This is a genomic window from Methylomonas sp. MED-D, assembly GCF_050276835.1.
Classification (GTDB): Bacteria; Pseudomonadota; Gammaproteobacteria; order Methylococcales; family Methylomonadaceae; genus Methylomonas; species Methylomonas koyamae_A.
The window spans coordinates 2,986,975-3,013,005 of record NZ_CP189965.1; the positions used below are offsets into that span (position 1 = coordinate 2,986,975).

Annotated in this window: 30 protein-coding genes; 4 read left to right on the forward strand and 26 right to left on the reverse strand. The window is 50.7% G+C overall.

All coding sequences use genetic code 11. The features are described from left to right. Positions 1-44: 44 nt before the first annotated feature. The 14 genes from ACQE3E_RS13215 to lgt form a co-directional block, all read right to left on the reverse strand. On the reverse strand, positions 45-548 hold the full coding sequence (locus tag ACQE3E_RS13215) for a hypothetical protein (RefSeq protein WP_427500644.1): 504 nt from the start codon (positions 546-548) through the stop codon (positions 45-47). Then, complete coding sequence (locus tag ACQE3E_RS13220; RefSeq protein WP_427500645.1) at positions 548-1,675, reverse strand: DNA adenine methylase; 1,128 nt, start codon at positions 1,673-1,675, stop codon at positions 548-550. Before ACQE3E_RS13220 ends, ACQE3E_RS13215 begins: the two co-directional genes overlap by 1 nt. A 98-nt stretch (positions 1,676-1,773) precedes the next feature. Then, the gene (locus tag ACQE3E_RS13225) at positions 1,774-2,034 is read right to left on the reverse strand and encodes a type II toxin-antitoxin system RelE family toxin (protein WP_427500646.1); all 261 of its coding nucleotides are present in this window, start codon (positions 2,032-2,034) and stop codon (positions 1,774-1,776) included. Continuing rightward, entirely contained in the window at positions 2,018-2,245 is a 228-nt protein-coding gene (locus ACQE3E_RS13230) for a DUF6290 family protein (RefSeq protein ID WP_427500647.1), read from the reverse strand. Before ACQE3E_RS13230 ends, ACQE3E_RS13225 begins: the two co-directional genes overlap by 17 nt. Positions 2,246-2,644: 399 nt before the next feature. Continuing rightward, positions 2,645-3,691 (reverse strand): hypothetical protein, encoded by a 1,047-nt coding sequence (locus ACQE3E_RS13235; RefSeq protein WP_427500648.1) that lies wholly within the window; start codon positions 3,689-3,691, stop codon positions 2,645-2,647. A 70-nt stretch (positions 3,692-3,761) separates the two neighbouring features. Further along, positions 3,762-4,685 (reverse strand): 1-aminocyclopropane-1-carboxylate deaminase/D-cysteine desulfhydrase, encoded by a 924-nt coding sequence (locus ACQE3E_RS13240; protein ID WP_426993523.1) that lies wholly within the window; start codon positions 4,683-4,685, stop codon positions 3,762-3,764. Beyond that, positions 4,682-5,500: a dihydropteroate synthase gene (gene folP / locus ACQE3E_RS13245; RefSeq protein ID WP_427500649.1), complete on the reverse strand. Its 819-nt coding sequence runs from the start codon at positions 5,498-5,500 to the stop codon at positions 4,682-4,684. The genes ACQE3E_RS13240 and folP overlap by 4 nt, the downstream gene beginning before the upstream one ends. Before the next feature lie 152 nt (positions 5,501-5,652). Continuing rightward, positions 5,653-5,874 carry a Nif11-like leader peptide family natural product precursor gene (locus tag ACQE3E_RS13250; RefSeq protein WP_064030184.1) on the reverse strand — a complete coding sequence of 74 codons (222 nt, stop codon included), beginning with the start codon at positions 5,872-5,874 and terminating at the stop codon, positions 5,653-5,655. A gap of 184 nt (positions 5,875-6,058) precedes the next feature. Further along, positions 6,059-6,541 carry a flavin reductase family protein gene (locus ACQE3E_RS13255; protein WP_427500650.1) on the reverse strand — a complete coding sequence of 161 codons (483 nt, stop codon included), beginning with the start codon at positions 6,539-6,541 and terminating at the stop codon, positions 6,059-6,061. 39 nt (positions 6,542-6,580) lie between these two features. Further along, positions 6,581-8,077 carry a lysine--tRNA ligase gene (lysS, locus tag ACQE3E_RS13260; RefSeq protein WP_427500651.1) on the reverse strand — a complete coding sequence of 499 codons (1,497 nt, stop codon included), beginning with the start codon at positions 8,075-8,077 and terminating at the stop codon, positions 6,581-6,583. 42 nt (positions 8,078-8,119) lie between these two features. Further along, entirely contained in the window at positions 8,120-8,566 is a 447-nt protein-coding gene (locus tag ACQE3E_RS13265; protein ID WP_427500652.1) for a hypothetical protein, read from the reverse strand. After that, positions 8,545-8,961, reverse strand: a complete 417-nt coding sequence (locus ACQE3E_RS13270; protein WP_427500653.1) for a HEPN domain-containing protein — start codon at positions 8,959-8,961, stop codon at positions 8,545-8,547. The genes ACQE3E_RS13265 and ACQE3E_RS13270 overlap by 22 nt, the downstream gene beginning before the upstream one ends. Before the next feature lie 26 nt (positions 8,962-8,987). Next, positions 8,988-10,085: a peptide chain release factor 2 gene (gene prfB, locus ACQE3E_RS13275; protein WP_168029292.1), complete on the reverse strand. Its 1,098-nt coding sequence runs from the start codon at positions 10,083-10,085 to the stop codon at positions 8,988-8,990. 64 nt (positions 10,086-10,149) lie between these two features. Then, positions 10,150-10,938, reverse strand: a complete 789-nt coding sequence (lgt, locus tag ACQE3E_RS13280; RefSeq protein WP_064030170.1) for a prolipoprotein diacylglyceryl transferase — start codon at positions 10,936-10,938, stop codon at positions 10,150-10,152. Between the two features lie 158 nt (positions 10,939-11,096). Between lgt and ACQE3E_RS13285 the strand changes: the two genes are divergently transcribed. Continuing rightward, complete coding sequence (locus ACQE3E_RS13285) at positions 11,097-11,744, forward strand: hypothetical protein (protein WP_427500654.1); 648 nt, start codon at positions 11,097-11,099, stop codon at positions 11,742-11,744. Here ACQE3E_RS13285 and ACQE3E_RS13290 read toward each other — a convergent pair. From ACQE3E_RS13290 to ACQE3E_RS13305, 4 genes are read right to left on the reverse strand one after another with little or no spacing between them, the layout of a single operon-like run. Continuing rightward, a complete protein-coding gene (locus ACQE3E_RS13290) occupies positions 11,728-12,042 on the reverse strand; it encodes a non-heme iron oxygenase ferredoxin subunit (RefSeq protein WP_064030166.1) in 315 nt (104 codons plus the stop codon). The genes ACQE3E_RS13285 and ACQE3E_RS13290 overlap by 17 nt on opposite strands. A gap of 43 nt (positions 12,043-12,085) precedes the next feature. Further along, positions 12,086-12,829, reverse strand: coding sequence for a class I SAM-dependent methyltransferase (locus ACQE3E_RS13295; protein ID WP_313730104.1), 744 nt, complete (start codon positions 12,827-12,829; stop codon positions 12,086-12,088). Between the two features lie 56 nt (positions 12,830-12,885). Further along, positions 12,886-13,341 (reverse strand): Fe-S cluster assembly sulfur transfer protein SufU, encoded by a 456-nt coding sequence (gene sufU, locus ACQE3E_RS13300; RefSeq protein WP_064030162.1) that lies wholly within the window; start codon positions 13,339-13,341, stop codon positions 12,886-12,888. Beyond that, on the reverse strand, positions 13,341-14,564 hold the full coding sequence (locus ACQE3E_RS13305) for a cysteine desulfurase (RefSeq protein WP_313730103.1): 1,224 nt from the start codon (positions 14,562-14,564) through the stop codon (positions 13,341-13,343). The genes sufU and ACQE3E_RS13305 overlap by 1 nt, the downstream gene beginning before the upstream one ends. 135 nt (positions 14,565-14,699) lie before the next feature. On the opposite strand from ACQE3E_RS13305, the gene ACQE3E_RS13310 reads away from it, so the two are divergent. Next, a complete protein-coding gene (locus tag ACQE3E_RS13310; protein ID WP_427501653.1) occupies positions 14,700-15,206 on the forward strand; it encodes a Uma2 family endonuclease in 507 nt (168 codons plus the stop codon). Here the strand turns inward: ACQE3E_RS13310 and sufD are convergent. From sufD to ACQE3E_RS13345, 7 genes are all read right to left on the reverse strand, one after another. Next, complete coding sequence (sufD, locus tag ACQE3E_RS13315) at positions 15,201-16,499, reverse strand: Fe-S cluster assembly protein SufD (protein WP_409521122.1); 1,299 nt, start codon at positions 16,497-16,499, stop codon at positions 15,201-15,203. The genes ACQE3E_RS13310 and sufD overlap by 6 nt on opposite strands. Continuing rightward, on the reverse strand, positions 16,499-17,248 hold the full coding sequence (gene sufC, locus ACQE3E_RS13320; RefSeq protein WP_071158218.1) for a Fe-S cluster assembly ATPase SufC: 750 nt from the start codon (positions 17,246-17,248) through the stop codon (positions 16,499-16,501). Before sufC ends, sufD begins: the two co-directional genes overlap by 1 nt. Before the next feature lie 559 nt (positions 17,249-17,807). After that, positions 17,808-18,755 carry a hypothetical protein gene (locus ACQE3E_RS13325; protein WP_313730101.1) on the reverse strand — a complete coding sequence of 316 codons (948 nt, stop codon included), beginning with the start codon at positions 18,753-18,755 and terminating at the stop codon, positions 17,808-17,810. 472 nt (positions 18,756-19,227) lie between these two features. Then, positions 19,228-19,542 (reverse strand): nucleotidyltransferase domain-containing protein, encoded by a 315-nt coding sequence (locus ACQE3E_RS13330; RefSeq protein ID WP_313730100.1) that lies wholly within the window; start codon positions 19,540-19,542, stop codon positions 19,228-19,230. Continuing rightward, positions 19,539-19,958, reverse strand: coding sequence for a nucleotidyltransferase substrate binding protein (locus ACQE3E_RS13335; RefSeq protein ID WP_313730099.1), 420 nt, complete (start codon positions 19,956-19,958; stop codon positions 19,539-19,541). The genes ACQE3E_RS13330 and ACQE3E_RS13335 overlap by 4 nt, the downstream gene beginning before the upstream one ends. After that, entirely contained in the window at positions 19,958-21,406 is a 1,449-nt protein-coding gene (gene sufB / locus ACQE3E_RS13340) for a Fe-S cluster assembly protein SufB (protein WP_313730098.1), read from the reverse strand. Before sufB ends, ACQE3E_RS13335 begins: the two co-directional genes overlap by 1 nt. 16 nt (positions 21,407-21,422) lie before the next feature. Next, positions 21,423-21,872: an SUF system Fe-S cluster assembly regulator gene (locus ACQE3E_RS13345; protein WP_071158215.1), complete on the reverse strand. Its 450-nt coding sequence runs from the start codon at positions 21,870-21,872 to the stop codon at positions 21,423-21,425. A 491-nt stretch (positions 21,873-22,363) separates the two neighbouring features. Here ACQE3E_RS13345 and ACQE3E_RS13350 point away from each other — a divergent pair, with 491 nt between their 5' ends. Then, positions 22,364-23,842, forward strand: coding sequence for a lipopolysaccharide biosynthesis protein (locus tag ACQE3E_RS13350; RefSeq protein WP_168029306.1), 1,479 nt, complete (start codon positions 22,364-22,366; stop codon positions 23,840-23,842). Between the two features lie 69 nt (positions 23,843-23,911). On the opposite strand, the gene ACQE3E_RS13355 is transcribed toward ACQE3E_RS13350, so the two are convergent. Continuing rightward, positions 23,912-24,859: a glycosyltransferase family 2 protein gene (locus ACQE3E_RS13355; RefSeq protein ID WP_071158213.1), complete on the reverse strand. Its 948-nt coding sequence runs from the start codon at positions 24,857-24,859 to the stop codon at positions 23,912-23,914. Between the two features lie 243 nt (positions 24,860-25,102). On the opposite strand from ACQE3E_RS13355, the gene ACQE3E_RS13360 reads away from it, so the two are divergent. Beyond that, positions 25,103-25,846 (forward strand): polysaccharide deacetylase family protein, encoded by a 744-nt coding sequence (locus ACQE3E_RS13360; protein WP_313730096.1) that lies wholly within the window; start codon positions 25,103-25,105, stop codon positions 25,844-25,846. Positions 25,847-26,031 lie beyond the last annotated feature (185 nt).

Below are 26,031 nucleotides of genomic sequence, written 5' to 3' on the forward strand. Positions count from 1 at the left end.
GTAGCGGTATTCAAATTTATTAGGAAATCTATTTGATAAAGCTTCTAGTCTTTTTGAGCTAAATTATATTTATTTCTATTATCTTCGTTTGATTTTATACTGTCGTAGTCAGCAAGCAATAGTTTGATATTTATATGATCATTATCATTCAGGGTTTTTATTAATACCTTTCGATGTTCAGGAGCGTTTGGGCTGTCACTGCCAAAGTCGTCAAGAAACCTTTGAGCAGTGACGCCAAGTAGTTTTATTTCTTTCTTGGATCTTGATATTAGGTTTCCATAATATACAGGATCTTCCCTGCTAGGTAATATTTTTCGTACTTTAAGTTCTTTAAGTTCGTTTACTTTTTTAATTTCATACCAGGAGAGCAAGGCTTGAAACAAAGCGATAACAAATCCAGTTAATAGCCCTGGGATAACTGCTGACCATTTTGGGCCAACTAACACATCAAACAAAAATAACGCTAAAAGCGAAAGGATGACAATAATTAAAGACGCAAAAATTATAATGCTATACCTAAGTGGTAATATCTTGCTAAAAATGCTCATTAATTAAATCCTATGAATAATAACTCTTCTTTTTTTTCTTTGGCTAAAGCATGGCAAAAGTCTTGTTTATAGACTTGAACCTTTTTAAAAATCGATTTAAAAAAATCAGAGATATCTTCTTCACTTGGATGAGCGTTTGAAATATATGACAATACAACAATGGATTGTTTATGTTTATCAATAACATCAAAAATTAGTTCGCGAAATATTCTCTTGCTTTGCCAGTCAGTCAAGTATTGGCAAGGTTGAAATGTCTTATTTGATGATGCCATGTTGATATTTTCTTTCCACTTATTGTAAAGACTCAACCCTTCTAAGAAATGATATCGTCTTAAATAGTCATCACCCGTTTTTGTTTTTCCAACATAGGGTGGGTCTAAATAAACGAGGTCGTAGCAAGAATCCAATCGCTTTATATCACCAGGCTCTAATATTACTGAAGATGTTCTACATTTATATGTACTATTTAAGTCGATTATGCTCTCTTTCATCAAACTCAAAAAAGTTTTTTCCCAAGTCGCCCAGTTTCCAAATGAACGATTAACTTCCTTATTCAATCTTAAATTCAAATTGGCCCGATGAAAAAGATTAAATGGCCTCTTCTTTAGGCAAGCCTGAAATAGACAATAGAAGTAAGCGCTACGTTGAAGTGGATTTTCTATAGCATGAATCGCTTTCGCTGCACCGTCCAACCATTGGTTTTCTTCGTCCGTGTAATATATATTGGCGAATGTTTCTGCAATAAAGCCATTTTCAGGTTTTATACTTTCTATAAATTGATAAGCGTCGTGAATGTTGGAAAAAGGAAAATCGTCGGCCAATAACGCTTGTGCCGAGATGGTGTTACTGAGCAGAGCATCATGGTAGTAAACCTGCTTACCCATTGCTTTAAACAACAGCGAAACGCTTGCCGTTCCACCAAAACCATCCAATACCGTATTGAAAGGTAGGTCCTTAACCGCATGATATATCCAGCTCAACAAACGGCGTTTGCTACCGTAATATCTTGTTTTTGGAAATTTTGAGATTGCCAATTCAATTTCGGCATCGCTGAACGCCCTGGGATTTTGTATGCTCCAGTCGGTTGCGCCGTTGATTGATTCAGAAGGTAGGTAATCGAAAGTCATGCCTAAATTCTAACAAGAGCGCTACGTAAACTGAACATAATTGCGAATGGATTCGAAGTAAGGTGGCGGGGTTAGATTATTAGCGATTAATGCTTGTCTCAATAAATGTCTTTTCGATGGCCCAGTTCAACCACCAAAACGATTAATTCGTCGTCTTGAATCTGGCAAATCAAACGGTAGTCGCCGACCCGATAGCGCCAGTAGTCGGACAATTTGCCTTGCAAGGCTTTGCCGTTAATGCGCGGATTATCTTGTTCGGCTAACTGATCGAGAAAGGCTTTGATTCTGTCGCGGACCGGTTTGTCCAGCTTGTTGATGGCTTTGGCGGCGCCCGTCTTAAGCCTAATGCTCCATGGCATTGAGTTGCTGCTCCCATTCCGCCAAGCTGATCGTATTGTCCTTACCGCTCGTCAATTCCGCTAACGCCGTATCGGCGGCAGCCACATCGGCCAAGTCTTCGAGGTAATCACTAAGGAGATTTTTGATCAGTTGCGCGGGGCTGACGTGTTCCTGCTCGGACAACTCGCGGAGCAGGTTTGCCGTGTCGTCGTCGATATTGAGTGTCATCATGCTGCTGCCTCTATTGTGATTTAGGGACGTAGGATGTGCTGAACAGCGTGAAGCGCATCGTTCGCGATTTGTGCGGTTCGTAAACTCACCACACCGCCTGCTTTTGGCAGGACATTTGCCATAGGCATTGTTGTTCCGTCTGACGAATTCTGGCCGCTTTAGAGCCTACCGCTACGGCCCAACTCACCCTAGCTCACACGGATTCTAACTCTATTTTTACCTTTTTACCGAGCGCGGCGGCGGCGGCCACTAAGGTGGTCAAGGTTAAACGGGTATCTTCTTCGTCCAGCAATCGATCTAAGCGAAGCCCTGCTGGTGTGCATTTTTTTGGCCATTACCGTTTTACTGAGTTTGAGCGCCGACATGCCTTATAGCCAAGCATCGAGCAACCGCACTAATTCACGACACTCGGCCAAAGCGGATATAGCGCCGTAGCGGCGAGCCGGCCGACCAGATGAAGGCTTCGGTGTAGTAGTGCATCAAGGCCAAATAGCCGACGATGCCCAAGGTGGCGGCTTTGTAGACCTGAGTGGAAAACAGCGTTTGCAAGATCAGGTTGACGGCGGCGTCGCCGTGGACCTGTAGCCAGTAAGTCAATGCGAACGACAACAGCGGCAGCACCGCGACGGCCGGCAGCCGGCAAGCTTCGGTCAGGCGAAACAGCGCATTCTGCGGGTGGCCGGCGTGGCGGTTGACGTCGTGGGTCGCGTAAAAACTGTAGGCGGTGATGTCATGCACCAAGCGCGGCATCAGAATCGCCAAAAAGTAATATTGCTGGCTGTACACAAACCAACTGGCAACGACTAACAAGGTGTTGGCCCACAGAAAATACCAGCCCAAGCGGCTGGCGACGTAGCGCTGGCAGATCCAAGTCGTCGCCAGCAACGCGGCCGTCAACGCCGTGGCGATTTGCAGAATCAACGCGGCCTGCTCCGGCGCCAGGCTGTTCTTCATGAAAATACCGATGTAGGTGAAGATGCCGGCCGTCACGCTGAGCCACAATTGCAGATAAAACGCCCAAGTCGGCAGGCGGCACACGGCCTTGGCGATGCCGTGCTGTTGTTTCAACACGTGATAGACGGTCCAGCAGGCGCTGATCAGATACAGCACCCGGTAGGGTATGAACAAACTGCCGACGCCGAAGAACAGCACGATGAAGGCGCTCATCCCCAACAATTTGCGTTGGAAAGTTTTCAGATACTCGGCATGGCTGACTAACAGCAGATTGCTGGCGACGATGTGCGGGGTGCCGAACAAGACTTGAAACAGCAAAAAGTGGCTAGGGCTGCTGGGCAGCGCATCGCGCAAGGCGTGGTCGAACAGCCAGCTATCCAGGCCGAGCGCGATCAGGCAGATCGGCACGATGCCGTACAGGCTCAATAAAAAACGGAAAGACACCGCCATGCCGGCGGCTTGCCCGGAAACCGGAAGAGTCTGCGCTACCATGTTGCCACCTGTCGTTATTGTTATCGGCGGCGGTATTATCGCTATTTTGCGGACAGACTCCAATCCGGGTTTAGCGTGTCCCGCGCTTGCCCTGCAAGCCGCCGCTATGCCAGACCACGACGTGTTGGCCGGCCTGAAAATCGCCCGCTTGCAGTCTGTCGTAGACTGCGTACAGCAATTTTCCGGTGTATACCGGCTCCAGCTCGACGCCATGCCGGGCTTCGAACGACGCGATAAACGCCAGCAGTTCCGGCGTGGTTCGAGCGAAGCCGCCAAAATGGTAGTCGAGCCACAAGCGCCAACCACCACTATCGGGCCGGCCTTGAACGGACAACAGTTCGCGAATGTCGCTGTACAAAAAGTCGCCGCCTTTTAAGGCCGCCACGCCGACGATTTCCGCGCCGGGCGCCACCGCGCCGACCGCGCCGGCCAACGTGGTGCCGGTGCCGCAAGCCAGCGCCAGTATGTCGTAAGGCGTATCGATTTCCGCGACCGCTTCGGCCACGCCGCGCCAGGCCAATTCGCCGGCACCGCCTTCCGGCAACCAATATTGCCCCGACTGCCTATCCGGCGGGTCGTGCCATTCCCGATACGCGCGCAAGCCCCGGTATTCTTCGCGCGACACAAAGCGCAGTTCCATGCCCCATTCCAGCAAGTCACGCAAGGTCGGATTCAGCCGCGCCGGACACTCCCCGCGCACGAAGGCGGCGGTCTTCAGTCCCAGCTCGCGGCCGGCATAGGCCAAGGCGTGCAAGTGGTTGGAATAGGCGCCGCCCATGCTGACCACGGTATCGGCGCCGCGCCGCAGGGCATCATTCAGCGGGTATTTGAGCTTGCGCCATTTGTTCCCGGATATCACCGGATGCAGCAAATCGTCGCGCTTGATCGACAACGTCACGCCGCGCGCGCTCCAGGCCGGATCGGCGATCCGCTGTAACGGCGTCGGCGCGAATTGGTCGGCTAAGGCCCGCAAACGCGGGTGCAGTTCGTTCAACGCGCTTGCTTAATCGCCCAAGCCACGTCCAATGCTTGCCGGTTGGCCTTGACGTCGTGGACTCTGAACAGTTGCACGCCGGCCATCACGCCCAGCGCGGTCGTCACTGCGGTCGCCGTGACCAGTTCGGCGGGCTGTTCGACATTGCAAATGCCGCCCATGAAGCGCTTGCGGCTGGTACCGAGCAGCACCGGCCAGCCGAGCGCGACGAAACGGTCGAGGTGGGCCAGCAGTTCCAGGTTATCTTGCTTGCGCTTGCCGAAGCCGATACCGGGATCGATGGCGATGTGCTCGCGGGGTATGCCGGCCGCCAGCGCCGCATCGACGCGCTGTTTAAGGAAGGTCTCGACTTCGCCGACCGCGTCCTGATACTGCGGCGCGTCCTGCATCGTCTTCGGCGTGCCTTGCATGTGCATCAAGATGATCGGCGCGCGCCGCTCGGCGGCTAGATGCAGCATGCGCGAATCGCCGAGTCCGCCGGATACGTCGTTGATCCAGTCGGCCCCGGCATCCAGCGCGGCGGCGGCGACCGGCGCGAGCATCGTATCGATGCTGATCGTGACCGGCCGACCCAACTTAGCAATCGCACCGATCGCCGGCACGACCCGACGGATTTGCTCGTCGGCACTGACCGGCTCGGAACCGGGGCGAGTCGATTCGCCACCGATGTCGATGATGTCGGCGCCTTCTTCCAACATGGTTTCCGCTTGGCGGATCGCCGCCGCTAAGCCAGTAAACCGGCCGCCGTCGGAAAAACTATCGGGCGTGACATTGAGTATCCCCATCAAGCGGGGTTTGGCGTTAGCGTGAAACATTGCGGCAGGCACTCCAGTCGGGCAAACGCATAGTTTAGCGCCGGGGAGCTGATTTTCGAAAAACGGGCGGGAAGTAGCTGGGAAAATACGACGGGGGGTCGAGCTAGGAAGGCGGACCGCTCCACCGACGGTGGAGCGGTCCGCCGCACGGATTAAGCCCGCAACAAGGCTTTTACCAAACGCTCGGACAACTGATCTTCGGTAAATTGCGGTTCGTTGGGCGGGTACAACAAGACTTCGTCGATTTCAAAGCCGTATTCCTTACCCAATGCGATCAATTCCTTAATCTTTAACGCGGCTTTTAATTTCTCGCCCAGTTCCGAATCGGCGCGGGCTTTTTCGGAAAACTCTTTTATCACTTTAATGGTCGTCATGAATAACTCCGTAATGAATCTGACTTTGGATACTAATCCAAGCACCTATAAGCAAAAAAAAAGCCAACTTAATAGACTTGAATTACTTAAGGTTTTTGTCCGTTCATCTCGGGAGCTTATCCGACAAAGTGAAATTTAACGACAATCTACAAAAGGTTTTGTCGTAAACACGACAATTGCAACGTCATTTGTCCAAACCGCGATAACCGCCGCTGTAATACAACAGCGGATCGCCCTGCCGACAAATCGCGCGCTCGACCTCGCCGACCACGATCCAGTGGCTGCCGGCTTGTATTTGTTGAACGACGCGACATTCCAGCGACGCCAGAGACTCGCTGAGTAGAGGTACCCCGGTTTGTCCGGCGACCCAAGGCACCGCCGCGAAGCGTTCGGCTTGGGTAGTATTGCCGGCAAACTGGTTGGACACCGCTTCCTGCTCGCGGGTCAGGATGTTCACGCCGAAAAATCGGCTTTCCAGCAAACCGTTACCGGTATCGGTGCGTTGATTCAAACATACCAGGATTTGCGGCGGCTCCATCGAAACGCTGCTGAACGCCGTCGCGGTCATACCTTTCAGTTGGCCACCACGGTCCGCGGTGGTCACCACCGTAACCCCGCTGGCCCACAATTTCAGCGCGTCTTTAAACTGGCTGGCATCTACAGTCATAAATCTCTCTAAGTCAATTGGCGCGGGGATAGTCCCGCATCAGTGTTTCGGACGCATGTGCGGGAACAACAGCACGTCGCGGATACTCGGTGAATTGGTGAACAGCATCACCAAGCGGTCGATACCAATGCCCTCTCCGGCCGTCGGCGGCATGCCGTGTTCCAGCGCGGTGATGTAATCGGCGTCGAAGTGCATGGCTTCGTTGTCGCCGGCTTCTTTTTCCTCGACCTGCTTCTGGAAGCGTTCGGCCTGATCTTCGGCATCATTTAACTCGGTGAAGCCGTTGGCGATCTCGCGGCCGCCGACAAAGAACTCGAAGCGGTCGGTAACGTGCGGATCGGTGTCGTTACGGCGCGCCAGCGGCGACACTTCCACCGGATAGGCGGTAATGAAGGTCGGATTCATCAAACGATGCTCGACGGTTTTTTCGAAAATTTCGATTTGCACCTTGCCAAGCCCATAACTGTCCTTGACCGGAATCTTCAGATTTTCGGCGACTTTCACGGCCGCTTCTCGAGTGCTCAGATCGGCCGGCGTCAGTTCCGGATTGAAATGCAGGATGGATTCCAGCACCGTCATCCGCGCGAACGGCTGGCCGAAGTCGTATCGATCGTCCTGGTATTCGATGATGCTGTTACCGACCACGTCTTCGGCGATGCCTTTCAGCAAGGCCTCGGTCAAATCCATCAAGTCGCCGTATTCGGCGTAGGCTTGGTAGAACTCCATCATCGTGAACTCGGGATTGTGCCGGGTCGAAAGGCCTTCGTTGCGGAAGTTGCGGTTGATCTCGAACACCCGCTCGAAACCGCCGACCACCAGCCGCTTTAGATATAGTTCCGGCGCGATGCGCAAATACAACTCCATATCCAGCGCGTTGTGGAAAGTGGTAAACGGCCGCGCGGTGGCGCCGCCGGGGATGACTTGCATCATCGGCGTTTCCACCTCCAGGAAGTCACGGGCGATCAAAAATTCGCGGATGTAATTGACGATTTTCGAACGCATCAGGAAGGTCTTGCGAGTCTCGTCGCTCATGATCAAATCCAGATATCGCTGGCGGTATTTGATCTCCTGATCGGCGATGCCGTGAAATTTTTCCGGCAAAGGCCGCAACGCCTTGGTCAGCAGGCGAATGTCATCGACCTTGACGCTGAGTTCGCCGGTCTTGGTTTTGAACAAAACCCCTTCGGCCCCCAGGATGTCGCCGATGTCCCACTTTTTGAACTGATCGTTGTAAACGCCTTCCGGCAAATTATCGCGCGCGACGTAGGCCTGGATTTGCCCGGACATGTCCTGCAAATGGCAGAAACTGGCCTTGCCCATGATCCGGCGGGTCATCATCCGTCCGGCGATCTTGACCCGAATCGGCTCGGCCAGCAGCTCTTCCTCGGATTTATCGCCGTATTCGGCCAACAATTGGCCCGCCACCACATTGCGGCGAAAATCGGTCGGGAAAGCAATGCCCTCCTCGCGGATGGCATTCAGTTTTTCCCGGCGTTGTTTGATCTGTTCCTGTTCGTCTTGTTCGAGTTCTGACATTTTATTAATATTCTATAACTACTATTTATTGGGGCTTAATAACTAAGCCACCCGATTTAAATCATTTAACTTGGAAAGCATATCCCAGTCGATCTTATACAGATACATATCCTCAATATAGATACCATCCATATAATTTTTCCCCATCCGATTATTCCCAAGTTGAGTTCCGGCTAATACACTATTCCGCATTGCATCGACAATACGATTATGGATATTAGCCACCCGAATATCGTGCAAAGAAACAACGCTCTCATCATCCGAGCAGGCCTCGTTAATATCATTAATCCTTTTGTAATAACTCCTAGGCCCTTCACTTCCGACCAAGGGAGATACTATAACCAACTCCCAGTTATTTTCTTTTTCATCCAAAACCCAAAAAGCGGCAGCAACCCGGGCATCTGATTCATCTAATTTTTTTATTAAACGTTCACCAGCCAAACGCATTGCCTCGGTAAACCATTGCGTCATAAATATTTCTTTAGCCATGGCAATACTCCTGATTCGTTTTCAGTAATAGCCTCAAATAAATCTCTGGCATCTTGTTTTTGGATAGAATGGTCATAACGAGATTCTTCCGACCACTTATTGGCCACAGACCAATTTAGCTTAAAATTAATGTCTTTACTTTCTTGTAGCATCAATGCTTGTTTCAATCCAGCGGTAATAAGCAGTTTAGCTAGATCGTGGGTATAACTATCGCAGGCGAGTTTTTTATCCGGAAAATCGAACTGCTTGGTTTGTTTGGCAATACAAGCTTTCAAAATGCATTCCAGAGCATATCCGGCCAGGTAATAAGCACCGTGATAACACTCCGCATTTAAGAGAATTTCAGCTTCTTTAATTCTAATAGCTGATAACGTCTCCAACTCATTTTTATTCATAGCCCGTTATTTATCGTACCAGAGCATTACAACCCGCTCTTCAAACTCGCCTCGATAAACTGATCCAGTGCGCCGTCCAACACTGCTTGGGTATTGCCGGTTTCGACATTGGTGCGCAAATCCTTGATCCGCGATTGGTCCAGCACATAAGAGCGAATCTGGCTGCCCCAGCCGATGTCGGATTTGGAGTCTTCGATCGCCTGTAAACCTTCGTTGCGTTTCAGCATTTCCATCTCGTACAGCTTGGCTTTCAGCTGCTTCATCGCGGTGTCTTTGTTCTTGTGCTGCGAACGATCGCTTTGGCATTGGGTGACGATGCCGCTGGGGTTATGCGTAATCCTAACCGCCGATTCGGTCCGGTTGACGTGCTGACCACCGGCGCCGCTGGCGCGGTACACGTCGATGCGCAAATCGGCGGGGTTGATGTCGATTTCGATGTCGTCGTCGATTTCCGGCGATACGAACACCGACGCAAACGAGGTATGGCGGCGGTTGCCGGAGTCGAACGGCGATTTGCGCACCAATCGATGCACGCCGGTTTCGGTGCGCAACCAGCCGAAGGCGTAAGGACCTTCGAATTTGATCGTCGCGCTCTTGATGCCGGCCACGTCGCCCGGCGATTCTTCGATCAGTTCGGTCTTGAAGCCCTTGGCCTCGCCCCAGCGCAAATACATGCGTTCTATCATCGAGGCCCAATCCTGCGCCTCGGTGCCGCCGGAACCGGCCTGAATGTCCAAAAACGCATTGTTCGGGTCCATTTCCCCGGCGAACATACGCTGGAATTCCAGACCGGCGACTTGTTTCTCGTAAGTTTCCAGATCGGTAGCGACGGTTTCGACGGTGTCTTCGTCGTTTTCCTCGACCGCCATCGCCAATAATTCTTCGGCGTCGTTCAGCCCTTGCTCCAGGTCCTTGATGGTATTGACGATGCCTTCCAGCATCGCCCTTTCCTTGCCCATCGCCTGCGCTTGCTCGGGCTTGTTCCAAATGGCCGGGTCTTCCAGTTCCCGCAATACTTCGACCAGCCGCTCGCTTTTGGTATCGAAATCCAGATAGGTTTTCAGCCCGGCGGTGCGTTCGCGCAAATCGGCAATCTTGTATTTGATAGGATTAATTTCTAGCATCAACTATTAAAACCCTGACCGAAGCCTGGGGTCTCCGCGTTAAAAAACCGGTTATTGTAAACGATTACGCCGCCGCGATGGCTTTGCGGTTTTTCAGACTCCAGACGATACACGCCACCCCGGCCAGCACAAACGGAATGCTCAACAGTTGACCGGTGGTGATAGCCCACGCAGTCTCGTACATCGCCTGCTCGGTTTTGAAATATTCCAATCCAAAGCGCACGCTGAACAACAGCGTCAAAAAGCAACCGAACGAGAAGCCTGGCTTGTCGGCATGCTTGCGATAAATCGTCAAACAGATCGCGTAAATCGCCAAATAGCAGGCCGCTTCGTAGAGTTGCACCGGATGCCTCGGCAGCGGATCGATCCGGCTGAACACCACTGCCCACGGCTGTTCGCTGGGCGTGCCGAGAATTTCCGAGTTAAAAAAATTGCCGATGCGAATTAGCGCGCCGGCCAATGCGGTCGGAATACTGACCCGATCCAGCAACCAAAAGAATCCGTCGCCGTAACGGCGCCGGTACAAGTACAAGGCCAATATGATGCCCAGCGTCGCGCCGTGGCTAGCCAAACCGCCTTCCCAGATCGCCAGAATTTTCAATGGGTGCGACAAATAGTAGGCCGGGTCGTACAGCAACGTGTGACCCAACCTGGCCCCGAGTATCGTCGCGATCACCATGTACCACAGCAGCGTGTCCAGTTCTTCGACATTCTTACCCTCGCGTTGGTACATCCACTGCATCGTCAAGAAGCTGCCGACGAAGCCCATCGCAAACATCAGGCCGTACCAGCGAATTTTCACAAAGCCGATATCGAACAGAATCGGGTCGATATTCCAAATCAAGTGGTGCATGGCAAATCTAAAGGGAGTTTGAAACGGGCGAACAGGTTACAAGGTTAACCGCGGACGGGCAAACCGGTTTTGAAATTCAGACCGACATCGCCAACACGGAAAGGGTAAAGTCGCCCGAATGTGCCACAATCGGCCACGATAGCTTAACGGAGCCCACCATGTCGAAGTCCACGCTACCCTGCCTTTTGCTGTTGCTGTTGCTGTTGCTGTTGCTGACCGGCTGCGCGTCGGAAAACTGCGATAACCGGGAATTGATCGGCATTCTGTCGCCGAATCAGAGCAGTGCCGGGCTGCTAATGAACTACGCCAAAATTTCCGCCTGCCGGGCCGATGCCGTCCAACTGAAAGCCGGTAGCGACGAAGAGAAAAAATTGATCCTGATCTACGACTTGTATATCAAGGCCAGAAGCTACAAAGCTTGGAATTCGCTATTTTTCGGCTTATCCGTGACCGCTGCGATCGCGGTTTTCCTATGGCCGGCGCTGGGCGTGATGTTCAAGAGCCGGGAACAACACTGGCCCTGGCTGCAATCGCCGATCATGCAAACCACCGTGACCGGTATCGCCGCGCTGATGTTCGCGTTTTACAGCCAATATAAGACCAAGCAAACCCAGACCGAGAATCTAATGCGAACGGCCACCTACTCCAGTATGGCCCTGGAACCGCTAAGCCGAAAAATCATCGCCGACATGAGCTCGATCGACGAAGGCTTTAACTTCAACAACGTGTTCGACCATCCGGATTCGAAGAGCAACACCGGTGAAAAAACCGAGCCGGCCGCGCCGCCGGTCAGTCCCGGCGGCTGACTTGCACCACGCCGCCGACTATCCTGACCGGGAAGGTCTCGACATCTTCGTAAGCCGGCGCGCATTTGACTTGGCCAGTCTTGACGCAAAACCGGGCGCCATGGCGAGGACAAACGATCTCATCGCCGTCCAGCTCGCCGCTGGCGATTTCGGCTCCGTCGTGGGTACACACATCGGCAATCGCGTAAAACCGACCGTCGATTTTAAAGACCGCCACGTCGTCGCCGTCGATATCGACCACCACATGCTCGCGGTCGGCCATCGCCGATTCCGCCACCACGTCTATCCATTCCGTCATCTCGAATCTCGCTGTTGGTGAAGATTGGTTACGCAAAACCGCATCATTTCAAATAGACATCGTAACGCAGCAACTTACCCTGAAAACTTTGGCTTGGTTTGCCGCCCAACGGCTCGGCATGGTCCGGGCTCTTGACGACGACCCGCTTGCCGGTTGCCGCCCATGCCGCATCGAACAAGGCTTGTCTATCCAGGTCGTCGCCCAAGATATCGCGCAGGATCGCCATGGATTTACGCGTGGCCGCGCTCTGCTTTTTCTTGGCTGGGAACATCGGATCGAGATAGATACAGTCCGGCGCTTCCGGAAGATCGGCCAGCAATGCGATCGCGTTGCCTATCAATAACGTCGGGGGCGAGAGTTCGCGCCGTCGCACCCAATCTTTTTGCGCCAGCCGCTCGAAGCCGTCCTGAATCAAGGCCGCCATCACCGGCGAACGCTCGATGCAAGTCACTTGATAACCCATCCGAAACAAGGCCAGACTGTCTTGCGCCCAACCGCAGGTAGCATCAACCACGGTGTGGGTTTTCTTGCCGATGGCCTGGGCCAGCAGGTCTTTTTTCGGCGCCGGATAGGAATGCTGCTCGCCGGGGCGCGGATCGATTTCGACGGTCAGCCCGCCTTTTTTCAGGGTTTGCCGGTCGAGTAGCATCAGGCAACCGTCCCGATAAGCCAGAAAAAATTCCGCGGCGTCCAAGTTAGCGGCGTCGAAATCCAACAAATCAACGTTCAACCGCTCGGCCAAGGCCGCCGAGCGCTGGTTGCCGGCTATCACGGCCAGCTGAGTCATGACAGCAACGCCAAGCCAAGGCGATTCCCGCAACCCGGACCGAACCTCAACACGGTTTACTCGGTCGAAACCGCTTCCCGCTCGTTCTTCAACGCCGCATCCAGCGTATGCCAGGCCAGCGTCGCGCATTTGACCCGCGCCGGATATTCCCGGACGCCGGCCAATACCGCCAGCTTGCCGATCGCTTCCAGATTGATGTCTTCGGTCTTGCCGGTGGTCATTTCGTGGAATTGCTTGAACAAGGCTTCGGCCTCGTCTTCGGTCAAACCCTTGATGATTTCGGTCATCAAAGACACCGACGCGGTGGAAATCGCGCAACCGGAGCCTTGAAAGCTGGCGTCCTGAATCACACGATCGTCACCGATTTTCAAAAACAGCGTCAACTTGTCGCCGCACAAAGGGTTAAAACCATCCACCCGCCGATTGGCCTCTTCCATGATGCGGAAGTTGCGCGGATTACGGTTGTGGTCGAATATGACCTCTTGGTATAGGTCGCGTAAGTCTTCAAACATTAGCCAAACACCTCTATTAAGGATTTGATGCCTTGCATCAATACGTCGATTTCTTGGCGGGTATTGTACATGGCGAACGAGGCGCGCGCCGTGGCCGGCACGCCGTAAAAGTCCATCACCGGCATCGCGCAATGATGACCCGCGCGTATCGCAATGCCCAAACTGTCCAGCATGGTGCCGATGTCGTGCGGGTGAATCCTATCCAGCGTGAACGATAAGATGCCGCCCTTGTGGGCCGCCTGACCGATGATGTTTAAACCCTTGATTTGTTGCGCCTGTTCGGTGGCATAAGCCAGCAGCTCGGTTTCGTAAGCCGCGATATTGGCAACGCCGACCGCCGCGACGTAATCAATGGCCGCCCCCAAACCAATGATTTCGGCGATGGCCGGCGTGCCGGCCTCGAACTTATGCGGCAAGCCGGCGTAAGTGGTTTTTTCGAAGGTGACGGTGCGTATCATATCCCCGCCGCCCTGGTACGGCGGCATCGCTTCCAGCAAGGCTTGCTTGCCGTACAGCACGCCGACGCCGGACGGCCCGTATAGCTTATGGCCGGAGAATACGTAAAAATCGCAGTCCAACGCTTGCACATCCACCGCCATGTGCGGAATCGCCTGCGCGCCGTCGAGCAATACCGGAATGTTTCTGGCGTGGGCGGCGGCGATGATGTTTTCGACCGGATTGATCGTGCCCAGCGCATTGGACATTTGAGTAATCGCCACCAGTTTGGTCTTGGCGTTCAGCAACTTTTCGAATTCGTCGAACAGCAATTCGCCGGCTTGGTCCATCGGCGCGACTTTCAACATCGCGCCGATCTGCTCGCACAGCATCTGCCAAGGCACGATATTGGCGTGATGCTCCATCGCGCTGATGACGATCTCGTCGCCGGCGTTCAATTGCGACTTGCCGTAACTTTGCGCGACCAAATTGATCGCTTCTGTCGCGCCGCGCACGAAGATAATCTCCTTGTCGCTGTTGGCGTTGATGAAGGCCCTGACTTTCTCCCGAGCACCTTCAAACTTATCCGTGGCTTTGACACTTAAGGTGTGCACGCCGCGATGGATGTTGGCGTATTCGCGACTATAGGTATGAACGATGGCATCGATCACCGCTTGCGGTTTTTGGCAACTGGCGGCGTTGTCCAGATAAACCAAGGGCTTGTTGCGAATTTTCTCGCCGAGGATAGGAAAATCGGCGCGGACTTGTTCTACTGGAAATATGCTCATCGCTAACTGTTTGGTTTAATTGATTTCGTTATTACTACACACTAGAATCGAGCCGATCGATTCGCTAAATGGGATAAAACTATGGTCGCCGTTTTTCCGCAAAAACACCTCACCGACATCGCCGAATGGCATCGCATGGGCGAAGCCGGCATTTTTCCGCCCGAAAGCCGACTGGAACTGATTGAAGGAGAAATTCTCACCATGTCACCGATAGGATTTAACCATGCAGGACATGTTGATCGTTTAAATCGCATTTTTGCCCACTTATGGAACCAGGGTGTTACAGTTCGCGTACAAGGCCCAGTCCAACTCGGAGACTTGTCCGAACCGGAACCCGATCTGGTTCTGGTTAAACCCGATACCGACGACTACACCACCCGCCATCCCAACGCCGCCGACGTGCTCTTGCTGATCGAAGTCTCCGACAGCACTTTGCGCTTCGACCGCACTCAAAAACTGCGCCTGTATGCCACCCACGGTATTAGCGAATACTGGATCGTCAACCTGATCGACCAGTGCCTGGAAGTGTATCGGCAACCGCAAGACGGCGACTATCTGAATCAATCCGTGCTGACAACCGCCGATAGCATCGACTTGGTGGCGTTACCGGCGCTTCGGGTATCGGTCGCGGCTATTTTATAAACTGATCGCCGGAAACCGCTGTAACAATTCTTTCAGCAACAAACCTTTCAACTCGGCATTTTCGACCTTATCGACCATCTCGTTGGCAAACGCAAAGGTCAAAATATTCCGCGCGGTTGCCTCATCGACACCACGCGATTGCAAATAGAACACCGACTTTTCCTCCAACTGGCCGACCGTCACGCCGTGCGAACACTTGACGTCGTCGTTGTAAATCTCCAATTGCGGTTTGCTATCCACCTCTGCATCCGCGGATAACAGCAGATTGCGATTATTCATATCCGAATCGGTGTGTTGCGCGCCTTCGGCGACAATCACCCGGCCCTGAAACACGCCCCGTGCCCTGTTATCCAGCACGCCTTTGTAATATTCGCGGCTGATGCCGTGCGGCTGCAAATGGTTGATGCGGGTATGGTTGTCCAGATGCTGGCGGCCGCTGGCGACGAACAAGCCATTTAAAGTGCATTCCGAGGCTTTGTCCAAATCGCTGTGAATGTCGCTCCGCGCCAACAGGCTACCGAGCGCAAAGTTGTGGTGAACAAAGCGGCTGTCCGGCGCTTGTTTGACGTAAGTACCGCCAAAATGCCGGGCTTTTTCGGCTTCCAGTTGCACCTTGTACAGCGTCAAGCCGGCGTTGCGCCCCAGCAGACACTCGTTGACCGAGGCACTGAAATAACTGTCTACGCTGCCGACATAGGTTTCGATAAAAACGGCGTCCGCCCGGTCGTTAACGATGATCAGGTTGCGCGTCGCTGCCAACGCGTTCGTTTCGGTCACGACGTGCAGAATCTGCAGCGGTTTGTCGAGCGCCTGCTTCGCCGCGACTTCAATCACGACACCATCGCCGAACCAGGCGTTATTGAACGCCACCAAGCTGTGCTCGGCTGTCGTCACCGCCTGACCCAATCTCCCTTCCAACACCGCCGGGGTTTCGGTCAACAAATCCTTGAGACTCGACACGGTCACCGCGCCGGCATCGGCGTCGATGCACGACAGGTCCGCCGCGAAGCGGCCGTTAACCAAGACCACGCTGATGGCATCTTCCAGCCGATATTGACTCAACCATGCGACGTCGACCGCTTGACCGGTCGTCGGCGCGAACACGGTTTTGCTCAACGCCGACAGGTCGGTATAGCGCCATTCTTCCTCGCGGTGACCGGGAAAACCGCGTTCGCCGAACGCTTGCAAAGCTTCGCCGCGAAGCGTTTGCAACCACGGTAGCTCCCGACCGGGCAAACTATCGGCCAAGGCCGGATAGGCCGTCAAATACGGATCGTGGGTTGTTTTGCTCATCATGCCGCCTGCCCTTCCAGCCAACTGTAGCCTTTTTCTTCCAATTCCAGCGCCAGCTCCGGCCCGCCGGATTTAACGATCTTGCCGTCCGCCAGCACATGCACCACGTCGGGTTTAACGTAATCGAGCAAGCGTTGGTAGTGCGTAATCATCAGGAAGGAGCGTTCGGCGTTACGCAAGGAATTGACGCCTTCGGAGACGATGCGCAATGCGTCGATGTCCAAACCGGAATCGGTTTCATCGAGGATGCACAAATTCGGCTCCAGGATCGCCGCCTGCAGAATTTCGTTACGTTTCTTCTCGCCGCCTGAAAAGCCTTCGTTGACCGCACGATACAAGAACTTCTCGTCCATCTGCAGCAATTTGACCTTACCTTTCACCAAGGTCAGAAAGTCCATCGCATCGACCTCCGGCAAGCCGCGATGCCTGCGCATCGCGTTCAACGCCGCTTTGAGCAGATAAATATTGCTGACGCCGGGAATCTCGACCGGATATTGAAACGCCAGAAACACGCCTTCGCGGGCACGAATTTCCGGGGCCATGTCCAGCAAATCCTTGCCGTTATAGGTCACGCTGCCGGCAGTGACTTCATAACCCGGCTTGCCGGACAGCACGTGCGACAAGGTACTCTTGCCGGCGCCGTTGGGGCCCATGACGGCATGGACTTCGCCTGGGTTGATGTCCAAGGTCAGGCCCTTTAGTATCGGTTTGTCGTTAATGGTTACGTGGAGATTTTTGATGCTGAGCATACGTTTAGTCACCTAAGTTTTTAAAATGTAGGCTGGGTAAAACGAAGTGAAACCCAGCATTAAATCTTTGTTTTTGTGTCGCTATCGCGACGGTGTTTTAACGTCGGTTTCACGAAACACATCCATGTGTTTCGCCCTGCGGGTGCTCCGCATGCAAATCGGCTATCCTGCCGATTTGTCGGACCGACAACCGAGATACTTTTCTTTGCTTATCCAAAGAAAAGTGTCCAAAAGAAACGACACCCGGATGCCGCTTGTTCCCTGCGCTCCTCAGGTTTGAGCGGGGTTTTCCGAAGGGACTTCCCAGCCCTTACGTAAAACGCGATGCATCCCTGCATCGCCCCTACTGGCAAATCCGCTCAAACCCTCGGGTGCTCGGCGCGGCATAAGGGACGAAAACCATCTCCAGAATTGACCGATTTACCATTCCTTAATGGCTGCAAATCAGACAACCCTTCATAGGATGTGCCGAACAACATGAGGTGCATCGTTCGGAGCGATGCGCTTCGTATTCACTCAGTACATTCTTTTCTGGATAAATCGCACCCACCTTACATATCTAATTAGCTTTATCGTCAATATTATTAATGCGTACGGAGTCCATAATGCTTTTTATCAATTGTTCCGTACTTTCGTTTGCTGGACCACCAAATCCAAAATACACAGCCTTTCGATTCCCTAAAAGCCTTGAAAAAGCAACCCAAATTACCTCATTATTTGCTTTTGTCTTGTCAACAACCTTAAAAACTAAATTCATGTCATCCGAGACAAATTTATCTGCCGGCGCCTTTAGAACCCTAAAGTCTTTAAAATTTTTACCTGAAAATATCAAATCAAAGTCACCAACATTCATGCAACGCAACTGATCTTCAACCGGCCAATTCTCTGAAAGTTGAATTACAGAAAAAACCAATGACACGTTATCACTCACAAAAAAACTTCGCTCCTGCTTGAACTCAATATCGCAATATTTCTCGCTTACAGGCTTTCCAGGAACAATCAAATCAGTAATTGGCAATCCGAATGAATTTAGGCTAATTCTTTGATCACCTACATCAATAATAAATTGTGGCCCACTTTCTTCTTCATGGAAAATAGAAATTGGCTTTCCGAAAAGAGCCTCCCTATCCACTTTCATTTCAGCGAGTATTTTATTATTCTTATCTTTATATATATAGTTAAAAAAGAATCCTCGCTGAAACCACGATGCCATCTCTCGCCACTGAAGTAACAGTTTGAATTTATCAATTATTGCCTCACGACTAAAAAATAAGTCATTGGTACAAGTATCGTCTAAAAAGGTAACTTCGAAGTTAAACCCTTTTTGATTTTCTATCCTAGTACCCTTAGATTGACTTGGACAACCCATTTGGCCCGCCATCCGCTCTTCGAACACCGGCATAACTTGTACCATCTCCTGAAGCATCTCTTCAGTTATGTCCCATGGTTTTGCATATGCGACTGGCATAAACAACAAAAACATTGAAAAAAAACAAATTACTTTCACGTTTGCCTAACCTGGTTGATGTGATGTACATTCAAAATGATACGCGTCGATCAAACGATGCGGCTCCTATCGTCGGCATATCCTACAAATTCTCGCCACCCTCAAAATATCCATCCACTTTCAATCCCGCGACGGGTTTTATCCCCCTGTTGCCGCGCCGAGCACCCGCAGGGCGAGGCACATGGATGTGCCGAGTGAGCCAAGCGGCATGGGGTGTCCTTTCTTTTGGGTACTTTTCTTTGGACAAACACAAATTCGTCTGGAACGAATTTGAACAGCCGATAGGCTGGCCCGCAGGGCGAAAACCAGGGATGGTTTTCGTAGCGAAAGTACCTCGGCTGTCGGGCCGAAACCCGACTTAAAACAAAACCCGTCGCGACAGCGACACCTTAAAAAACAAAAGCCGACGTGTTGGGTTACGGCTGTCGCCTTTTATGCCCTAAGGGTAAACCCAACCTACGAAAACCGAAACTCACTCCCCCAACACCACATAATTCCGCAAAATCTCCCGATGAAACGACTCCGGCAATCTCGCCCAATCGCGCGCCTCAATCAAAATTGGAATATTCGATTCCCTAACCGCTTCCAAAAAACTTTCCAACTTCTCCAGCGGAATTTTGCTCAAATCAGGCGCACGCAAAACAATATCCAAATCGCTGGCGTCGTGCGCATCGCCATTAACCCGCGAACCATAGGCCCAGGCGCTGACGCCAGGGAGATACTCGGTCAATAACTGCAATAAGCAGCGCTTATCCTGCTCCCGCAACAATAATCCGCTCGAATTCATGCCCGTTTAGCGATAACGTCGTTAAGCTGTTTGGCATCGAAAATAAATTGCGGCAAAAGATTCAAGGTTTCCTCCGCAAAACCTTCGCCGTAATCGTGGGCGGTATCGTTACGGTTATCCCGATATTGCAACCAACGTTCGACAGCCTCCACCGAAATCAAGCCATGCTTGGCCGCATGGCGAAATACATCCTTGAACGTTAACGCGTCAACTTGCTTGGGCGATGCGAAATAGGGTTTCAAACATTTTTTCAGCAACCTACCCGACTGCTCCAGAATAATCTCGAATTCCTTGACGCACGCGGCGCGATAAATGTCGTACATCGCTTCGTCGTCGGTGCGCTCGCTCAGATACCCTTGCGCACGTTCCAAAGTGGCAATGCAACGAGCGAAGTAGTCGGTATTCAATTCCGCCATCAACCAACCGCCCCTTCCAAACTAATCCCTAACAAAGCCTGTGCCTCCACCGCAAACTCCATCGGCAATTCCTTGAACACTTCCTTACAAAACCCATTCACAATCATCGATACCGCATCTTCGGCGGACAAACCGCGCTGCTGACAGAAGAACAATTGATCTTCGCTGATTTTGGATGTCGTAGCTTCATGCTCGACCTGCGCGGTCGGCTGCTTTACCTCCACGTAAGGAAAGGTATGGGCGCCGCAGCGGTCGCCGACCAGCAACGAGTCGCACTGGGTGTGATTGCGGGCATTTTCGGCGGACTTGGCAACCTTGACCAAACCGCGATAGGTGTTTTGTGCCCGACCGGCGGAAATACCCTTGGACACAATGGTGCTGCGGGTGTTTTTACCGATATGGATCATCTTGGTGCCGGTGTCGGCTTGCTGCAGATTATTGGTCAAAGCCACCGAATAAAATTCGCCGACCGAATCGTCGCCCAGCAACACGCAGCTTGGATATTTCCAAGTAATCGCCGAGCCGGTTTCCACCTGGGTCCAGGACACTTTGGAATTGTGACCGCGACACTCGGCGCGCTTAGTCACGAAGTTATAGATGCCGCCCTTGCCGTCCTTGTCGCCCGGATACCAGTTTTGCACGGTGGAATATTTGATTTGTGCATTGTCCAGCGCGACCAATTCGACAACCGCCGCGTGCAGCTGATTTTCGTCGCGCATCGGTGCGGTGCAGCCTTCCAAATACGACACATGCGAGCCTTCGTCGGCGATGATCAAGGTTCTTTCGAATTGGCCGGTGTTGGCGGCATTGATCCGGAAATAGGTCGATAACTCCATCGGACAACGCACGCCTTTGGGAATGTAAACGAAAGACCCGTCGGTGAATACCGCTGAATTCAACGCGGCGAAAAAGTTGTCGCCAACCGGCACCACGGTACCGAGGTATTGCTTAACCAAGTCCGGATGTTCTTGCAACGCTTCGGAAATCGGGCAGAAAATCACGCCGGCGTCTTTCAACTTGCCTTTAAACGTGGTTGCAACCGATACGCTGTCAAACACGGCATCGACTGCGATGCCGGCCAGACGTTCTTGTTCGTCGAGCGGTATGCCGAGCTTTTTATAGGTATCCAACAATTCCGGGTCAACTTCGTCCAGAGACTTCGGTCCGGCCTTTTTGGATTTTGGCGCCGAGTAATAGCTGATGGCTTGATAATCGATAGGATCGATCTTGAGCTGAGCCCAATCCGGCGCCGGCATGGTTTGCCAGTGGCGAAAGGCTTTCAAACGGTATTCCAACATGAATTCCGGTTCGTTCTTCACCTTGGACAGTCTGCGGATCACGTCTTCGTCGAGACCGGGCGGAAAGGTGTCGACCTCCAATTCAGTGACGAAGCCTTGCTTGTATTCCTGACTGATCAGTTGTTCGATTTCTTGGGCGGTTGCGGACATGGGCACTCTCGCTGAATTAACGGAATAAACGACTCACGGGTATCGTGACTTCTTCGGGCGGTTTGAACGGAACGATCATGTCGGCTAACGAAACCGACTCCAACGCTTGAGCGATCCGGTCGTTCAGCAGGTGCCACCTGCCTTGAATCCGACAACCGCTGGCTTGATCGCAACCTTTGTGAGAAACGGTACATTCGGTCAAGGCGATCGGCCCCTCCAAGGCACTGATGACGGTAGCCACCGAAATCCGTTCCGGTTCCCTGGCCAACGAATAGCCGCCTTTCGCACCTCGAACGGAAGCAAGTACGCCGGCCTTGGTTAATATCTTCAAGATTTTACTGACCGTGGGCAGCGCAATCCCCGTGGTCCTAGACAGCTCTAAGGCCACATGTACGCGGGATTGGTCCCGCGCGATCACGCTAAGTATCACGGTTGCGTAGTCGGTCAACTTACTAAGCTTCAACATTCAAACCTCACAATTGAGACCATTCTAGTCCAATTTATTTACCTAGTAAAGTACTTGGTTATTCACTTACCCCTGCTCCCCTCAACTTCGGCTAAAATGTGGCAGCGATCCGCGATCCAAGGAGAACCTGTTGGACTAGATAAGGGGAAAGCCAGGTCTCATGCACTTGACTGGCTCATCAAGCCGATAACCAAACAATGTGAGCGACCTCTCCACCCACCAGCGCGCGACCAAGCAGAATGATTCGGGAAAAGCCGAGAAATGATTTTATAGACCGACTTAAAGACGTTAGGCTTATATCGCAAGCCACTAGAATGAAAAATCAAAAAAGACCCGACGATTTTTTTCTCCAACATATAAGTTTAATTTAAACCTCGGGAATACCCACCAAACTGTTACTACGATCTATCGAATAGATTCGATAGCATACGAACCGTTAGTTGATTATCAGCAACTTCCACACCTGCAATCAATAAAAAGCACACCCCAAAATGACTCAACCAAAAGATCAAATCCGAAAAAACAGCATTTGGGTGGTAATTGGGAAATTTGCCGAACAAACCAGTCAGTTCTTATTCGGTGTAATACTCGCTAGATTATTAACCCCGGAAGATTTTGGCCTGGTAGTTGCCATCCAAATCTTCACGGGACTGGCGGGATTCATATCAGGCGCTGGCATGGGCGGCGCCCTAATCCAAGCAAAGCAAGTACATGCCGCCCATTTTCAAGTTGTATTTACAGTCCAATTGTTGATCTGCTGCGTCATCTATGCGTTATTCTACTATTCTGCTCCGTACTTGGCCGATTACATGCGCAATCCTATCTATACGGATCTAATTCGCGTATCCGCCTTGAGCTTCCTAACCAGACCATTCCTTAATGTACCTAGATCGAAATTAATTAGGGACATGAAGTTTAATATAATAACCACAAATGCAATAATAAGCGGACTAGCAACCGGTATTGCCAGCATAACTTTTGCTCATTACAATCACGGCGTATGGAGTCTAATATGGGGCGGGTTGGTCGGCGCTATAACCATAATTCCCCTTACAATTTATTTTGCAAGACTCCCGTTGCGCATTAAATACGATTACCAAATAGCCAAAAGTCTCGGTATAATGGGGGCGAAGTTTACCGCAAACGATATTTTAGTTTATCTACGCAATCAAGCTCCAAATTTTATAATTGGAAAAACATTGGGCCCATATAGCGTAGGACTTTTTAACAAAGGCGAAAGCTTAAGCGCCTACCCATTTTCATTTATTGCCGCATCAGCATACGATACAGTTTTCAGAGCATTATCCTCCTATCAAGACAACCTGGATAAAAGTAAATATATCTTCCTAAGGACCATAACTTTAGTCACAACTTACACCTTCCCATTTTATGTAGGCCTACTCTGGACATCGGAAGAATTTATAATAACCATTTTCGGCGAAAAATGGTTGCCGGCCGCCGCTCCACTCCAAATAATTTCAATATCCAGAATGTTCGCATGCATAGGAAACCCATCTGGAGCCGTTCTTGCAGCCCAAAATACACTCGGCGCTGAAATAATGCTTCAATTTGTTAGCCTGGTTACAATCAGCGCAGGCTGTTGGTACGGAACAAAACAAGGCGATTTAACCATAATATCTTTAGCATTGTTGCCTGGCATTGTTTTTATACACCTTACCGCTACATTAGTAGCTATGAATAAAATTCGAGTTTCATTACACAACCTACTGACAGCATTGAAACCCGCAATAATTTTAAATAGCTTATTATTTGTCGAACTCGCCGTAACTGCATGGGCCCTGGATCGATACCAACCCAATTTGGAGATAAAATTACGGCTATTTTGTTTAGTAACATCCGGTAGCGCCTTTTACACTTTTTTGTTCCTAGCGCTACCTATCCAGTCGCTAAAATCGGAAGCGGAGAAATGGAAAGGGCTTTTGCGAATTAAAAAATATAAAACAGCATAAGAACTAAAATTCAATATCCACCATTATGATAAAAAACCATAAAATCAACTCAGCAGAAGTACCAGTCGATTATTTTTGATCGCCTCGATCAAAAAAAACAATTAAATTGCGATACAAACCATACGGCAGTAAAGCGGGCAACATGTACTTTAAATCGGCAATACAAAAATAACCGGAAAATAACAACTTCCTAAACAAAGTTTGCGCGGTTATCAAATCTCGATCCCAAAAATTTTTATATGCTTGCCGCAACAATCTCCCCTTAGTAACATCAGCCACTCGTTCTTTCCCAATCTTATTAACAACATCCGGATGAGCACGCAAAAACTTCTGCTGAACATGCCAGTGATTTAGTGCGATTTTTAACCGATTCTTAGTAATCTGATCACCGTCATGGTGAAAATAATAGGCCAATACTTTCTCAACCCGATGAATAAGCCCCGGTATTGCTATGCGCAGCCACAAATCATAATCCATACACGACGTCAAGGATTCATCAAACCCACCAACTTGGTCAATAACAGCCTTACGAATCAAAGCAGCGTGAATTGGCCAAGGACAAGCAGCCAAAATCTCAAGAATCTTTTCCTTGCGTTCAAAATCATCCGGAATATAAGGTCGACAAAACTTGTCCTGCAACCCTAGATTTTGCCAACCACAGTAAACCAGCACGACATCGGGATTCGACACTAACTCCGCTACCATCACACTTAAGAACTCCGCATCCCAACCATCATCAGCATCCAAAAAAGCCACAAATTCACCGCGCGCCAACTTTAATCCCACATTCCTCGCGGCACCAGCCCCTTGGTTAGCTTGCGTCACAACCGATATCGCTGGATAGTAGCCGGATAAACGGTTTAAAATTGCCAAACTTTCGTCGCGAGAACCATCGTCAACCACAATAAGCTCAAAACAAGAATAGGTTTGCTCGAATAAACGTGTAATTGTATTTTCAATATACTTTGCCGCATTGAAGCACGGCATAATTATTGATACAAGTGGATTATCAGACATAACACCTCAAAATCATTAAAATCCTATACATCCAAAAATAAAATTTCATAAGAGCCAATATAAAAACATGAAGCATTCAATTAATTTTAGCAGACTTTTTAGAAGCATCGGCGCACGATAACTCAGCAGAATTTCGGAATATTTCACAAGCATTCACATATTAATCACTAAAAATATGTTAAATATCGAAAACCAATAAAAATATTAATCAATATGAGCCGATATCCTAGCCCCATCGTATTAATGTATCACGGAACACCGAAAGAGACACCTATCTCCCGGTATTCCTTACAGGCTCGCCTGTTTAAAAAGCACATACAATACTTTAAAAAAAATGGCTGGCATACCGCGTTATTTAGAGATTTACTCGATATAAAATCGCTTCCAGAAAAGACAGTCATCCTAACATTTGACGACGGCTATCTCGATAATTACTTAGGAGCATATTTACCTTTGTTAGAAAACCAAATGAAGGCGACTTGGTTTATAGCGACAAAACACATCTCCAACAGCGCAAACTGGCTACCTTTCCGATCGCCTCAAAACGACTTGCTATCGCACGAACAAATTCTGGATATGCATCGCAACCACATGGAAATCGGCTCTCACACCTGCAGCCATAGAGAACTACCAAGCCTCCACCTAAACGCGCAAATCGACGAACTTATTCACTCGAAGAAACTGTTAGAAACTTTGACAAATAGCTCGGTCACCAGCCTAGCCTACCCTTTCGGCCGTTATAACACTGATTCGCTGATCGCCGCGAGGGAGGCGGGATACAACTTGGCGTGTACTACTCAGCCAGGATGGCTACATTTAGAGCCAAATCCGCTGTTAATTCGGAGAATTACCATTTTTTCCGGCGACGATGACAAGATTTTAGCGCGAAAACTGTCTTTTGCCGATAATGATGTCTCTTGGCCGAAAGTGATGCGTTATTATTCCGACAGGCTCCTAGATCGACTCGGATTAGTAAAGTCCGAGTGATTTTCCTTCTGCATTTCTGCAAATGAACCAGCGTCAGTGGCATCGGCAACCAATTAACAACCCATTGATTTTAAAGCCCATCGCGTCCAGGTAGGCGGTCAACCGCCGGATCATCTTTTAGTTTCATGGCGATAAAAATATTTTTTGTCTACACTCTCTACCGGAGTTGCTAAAGACCCAAAAGA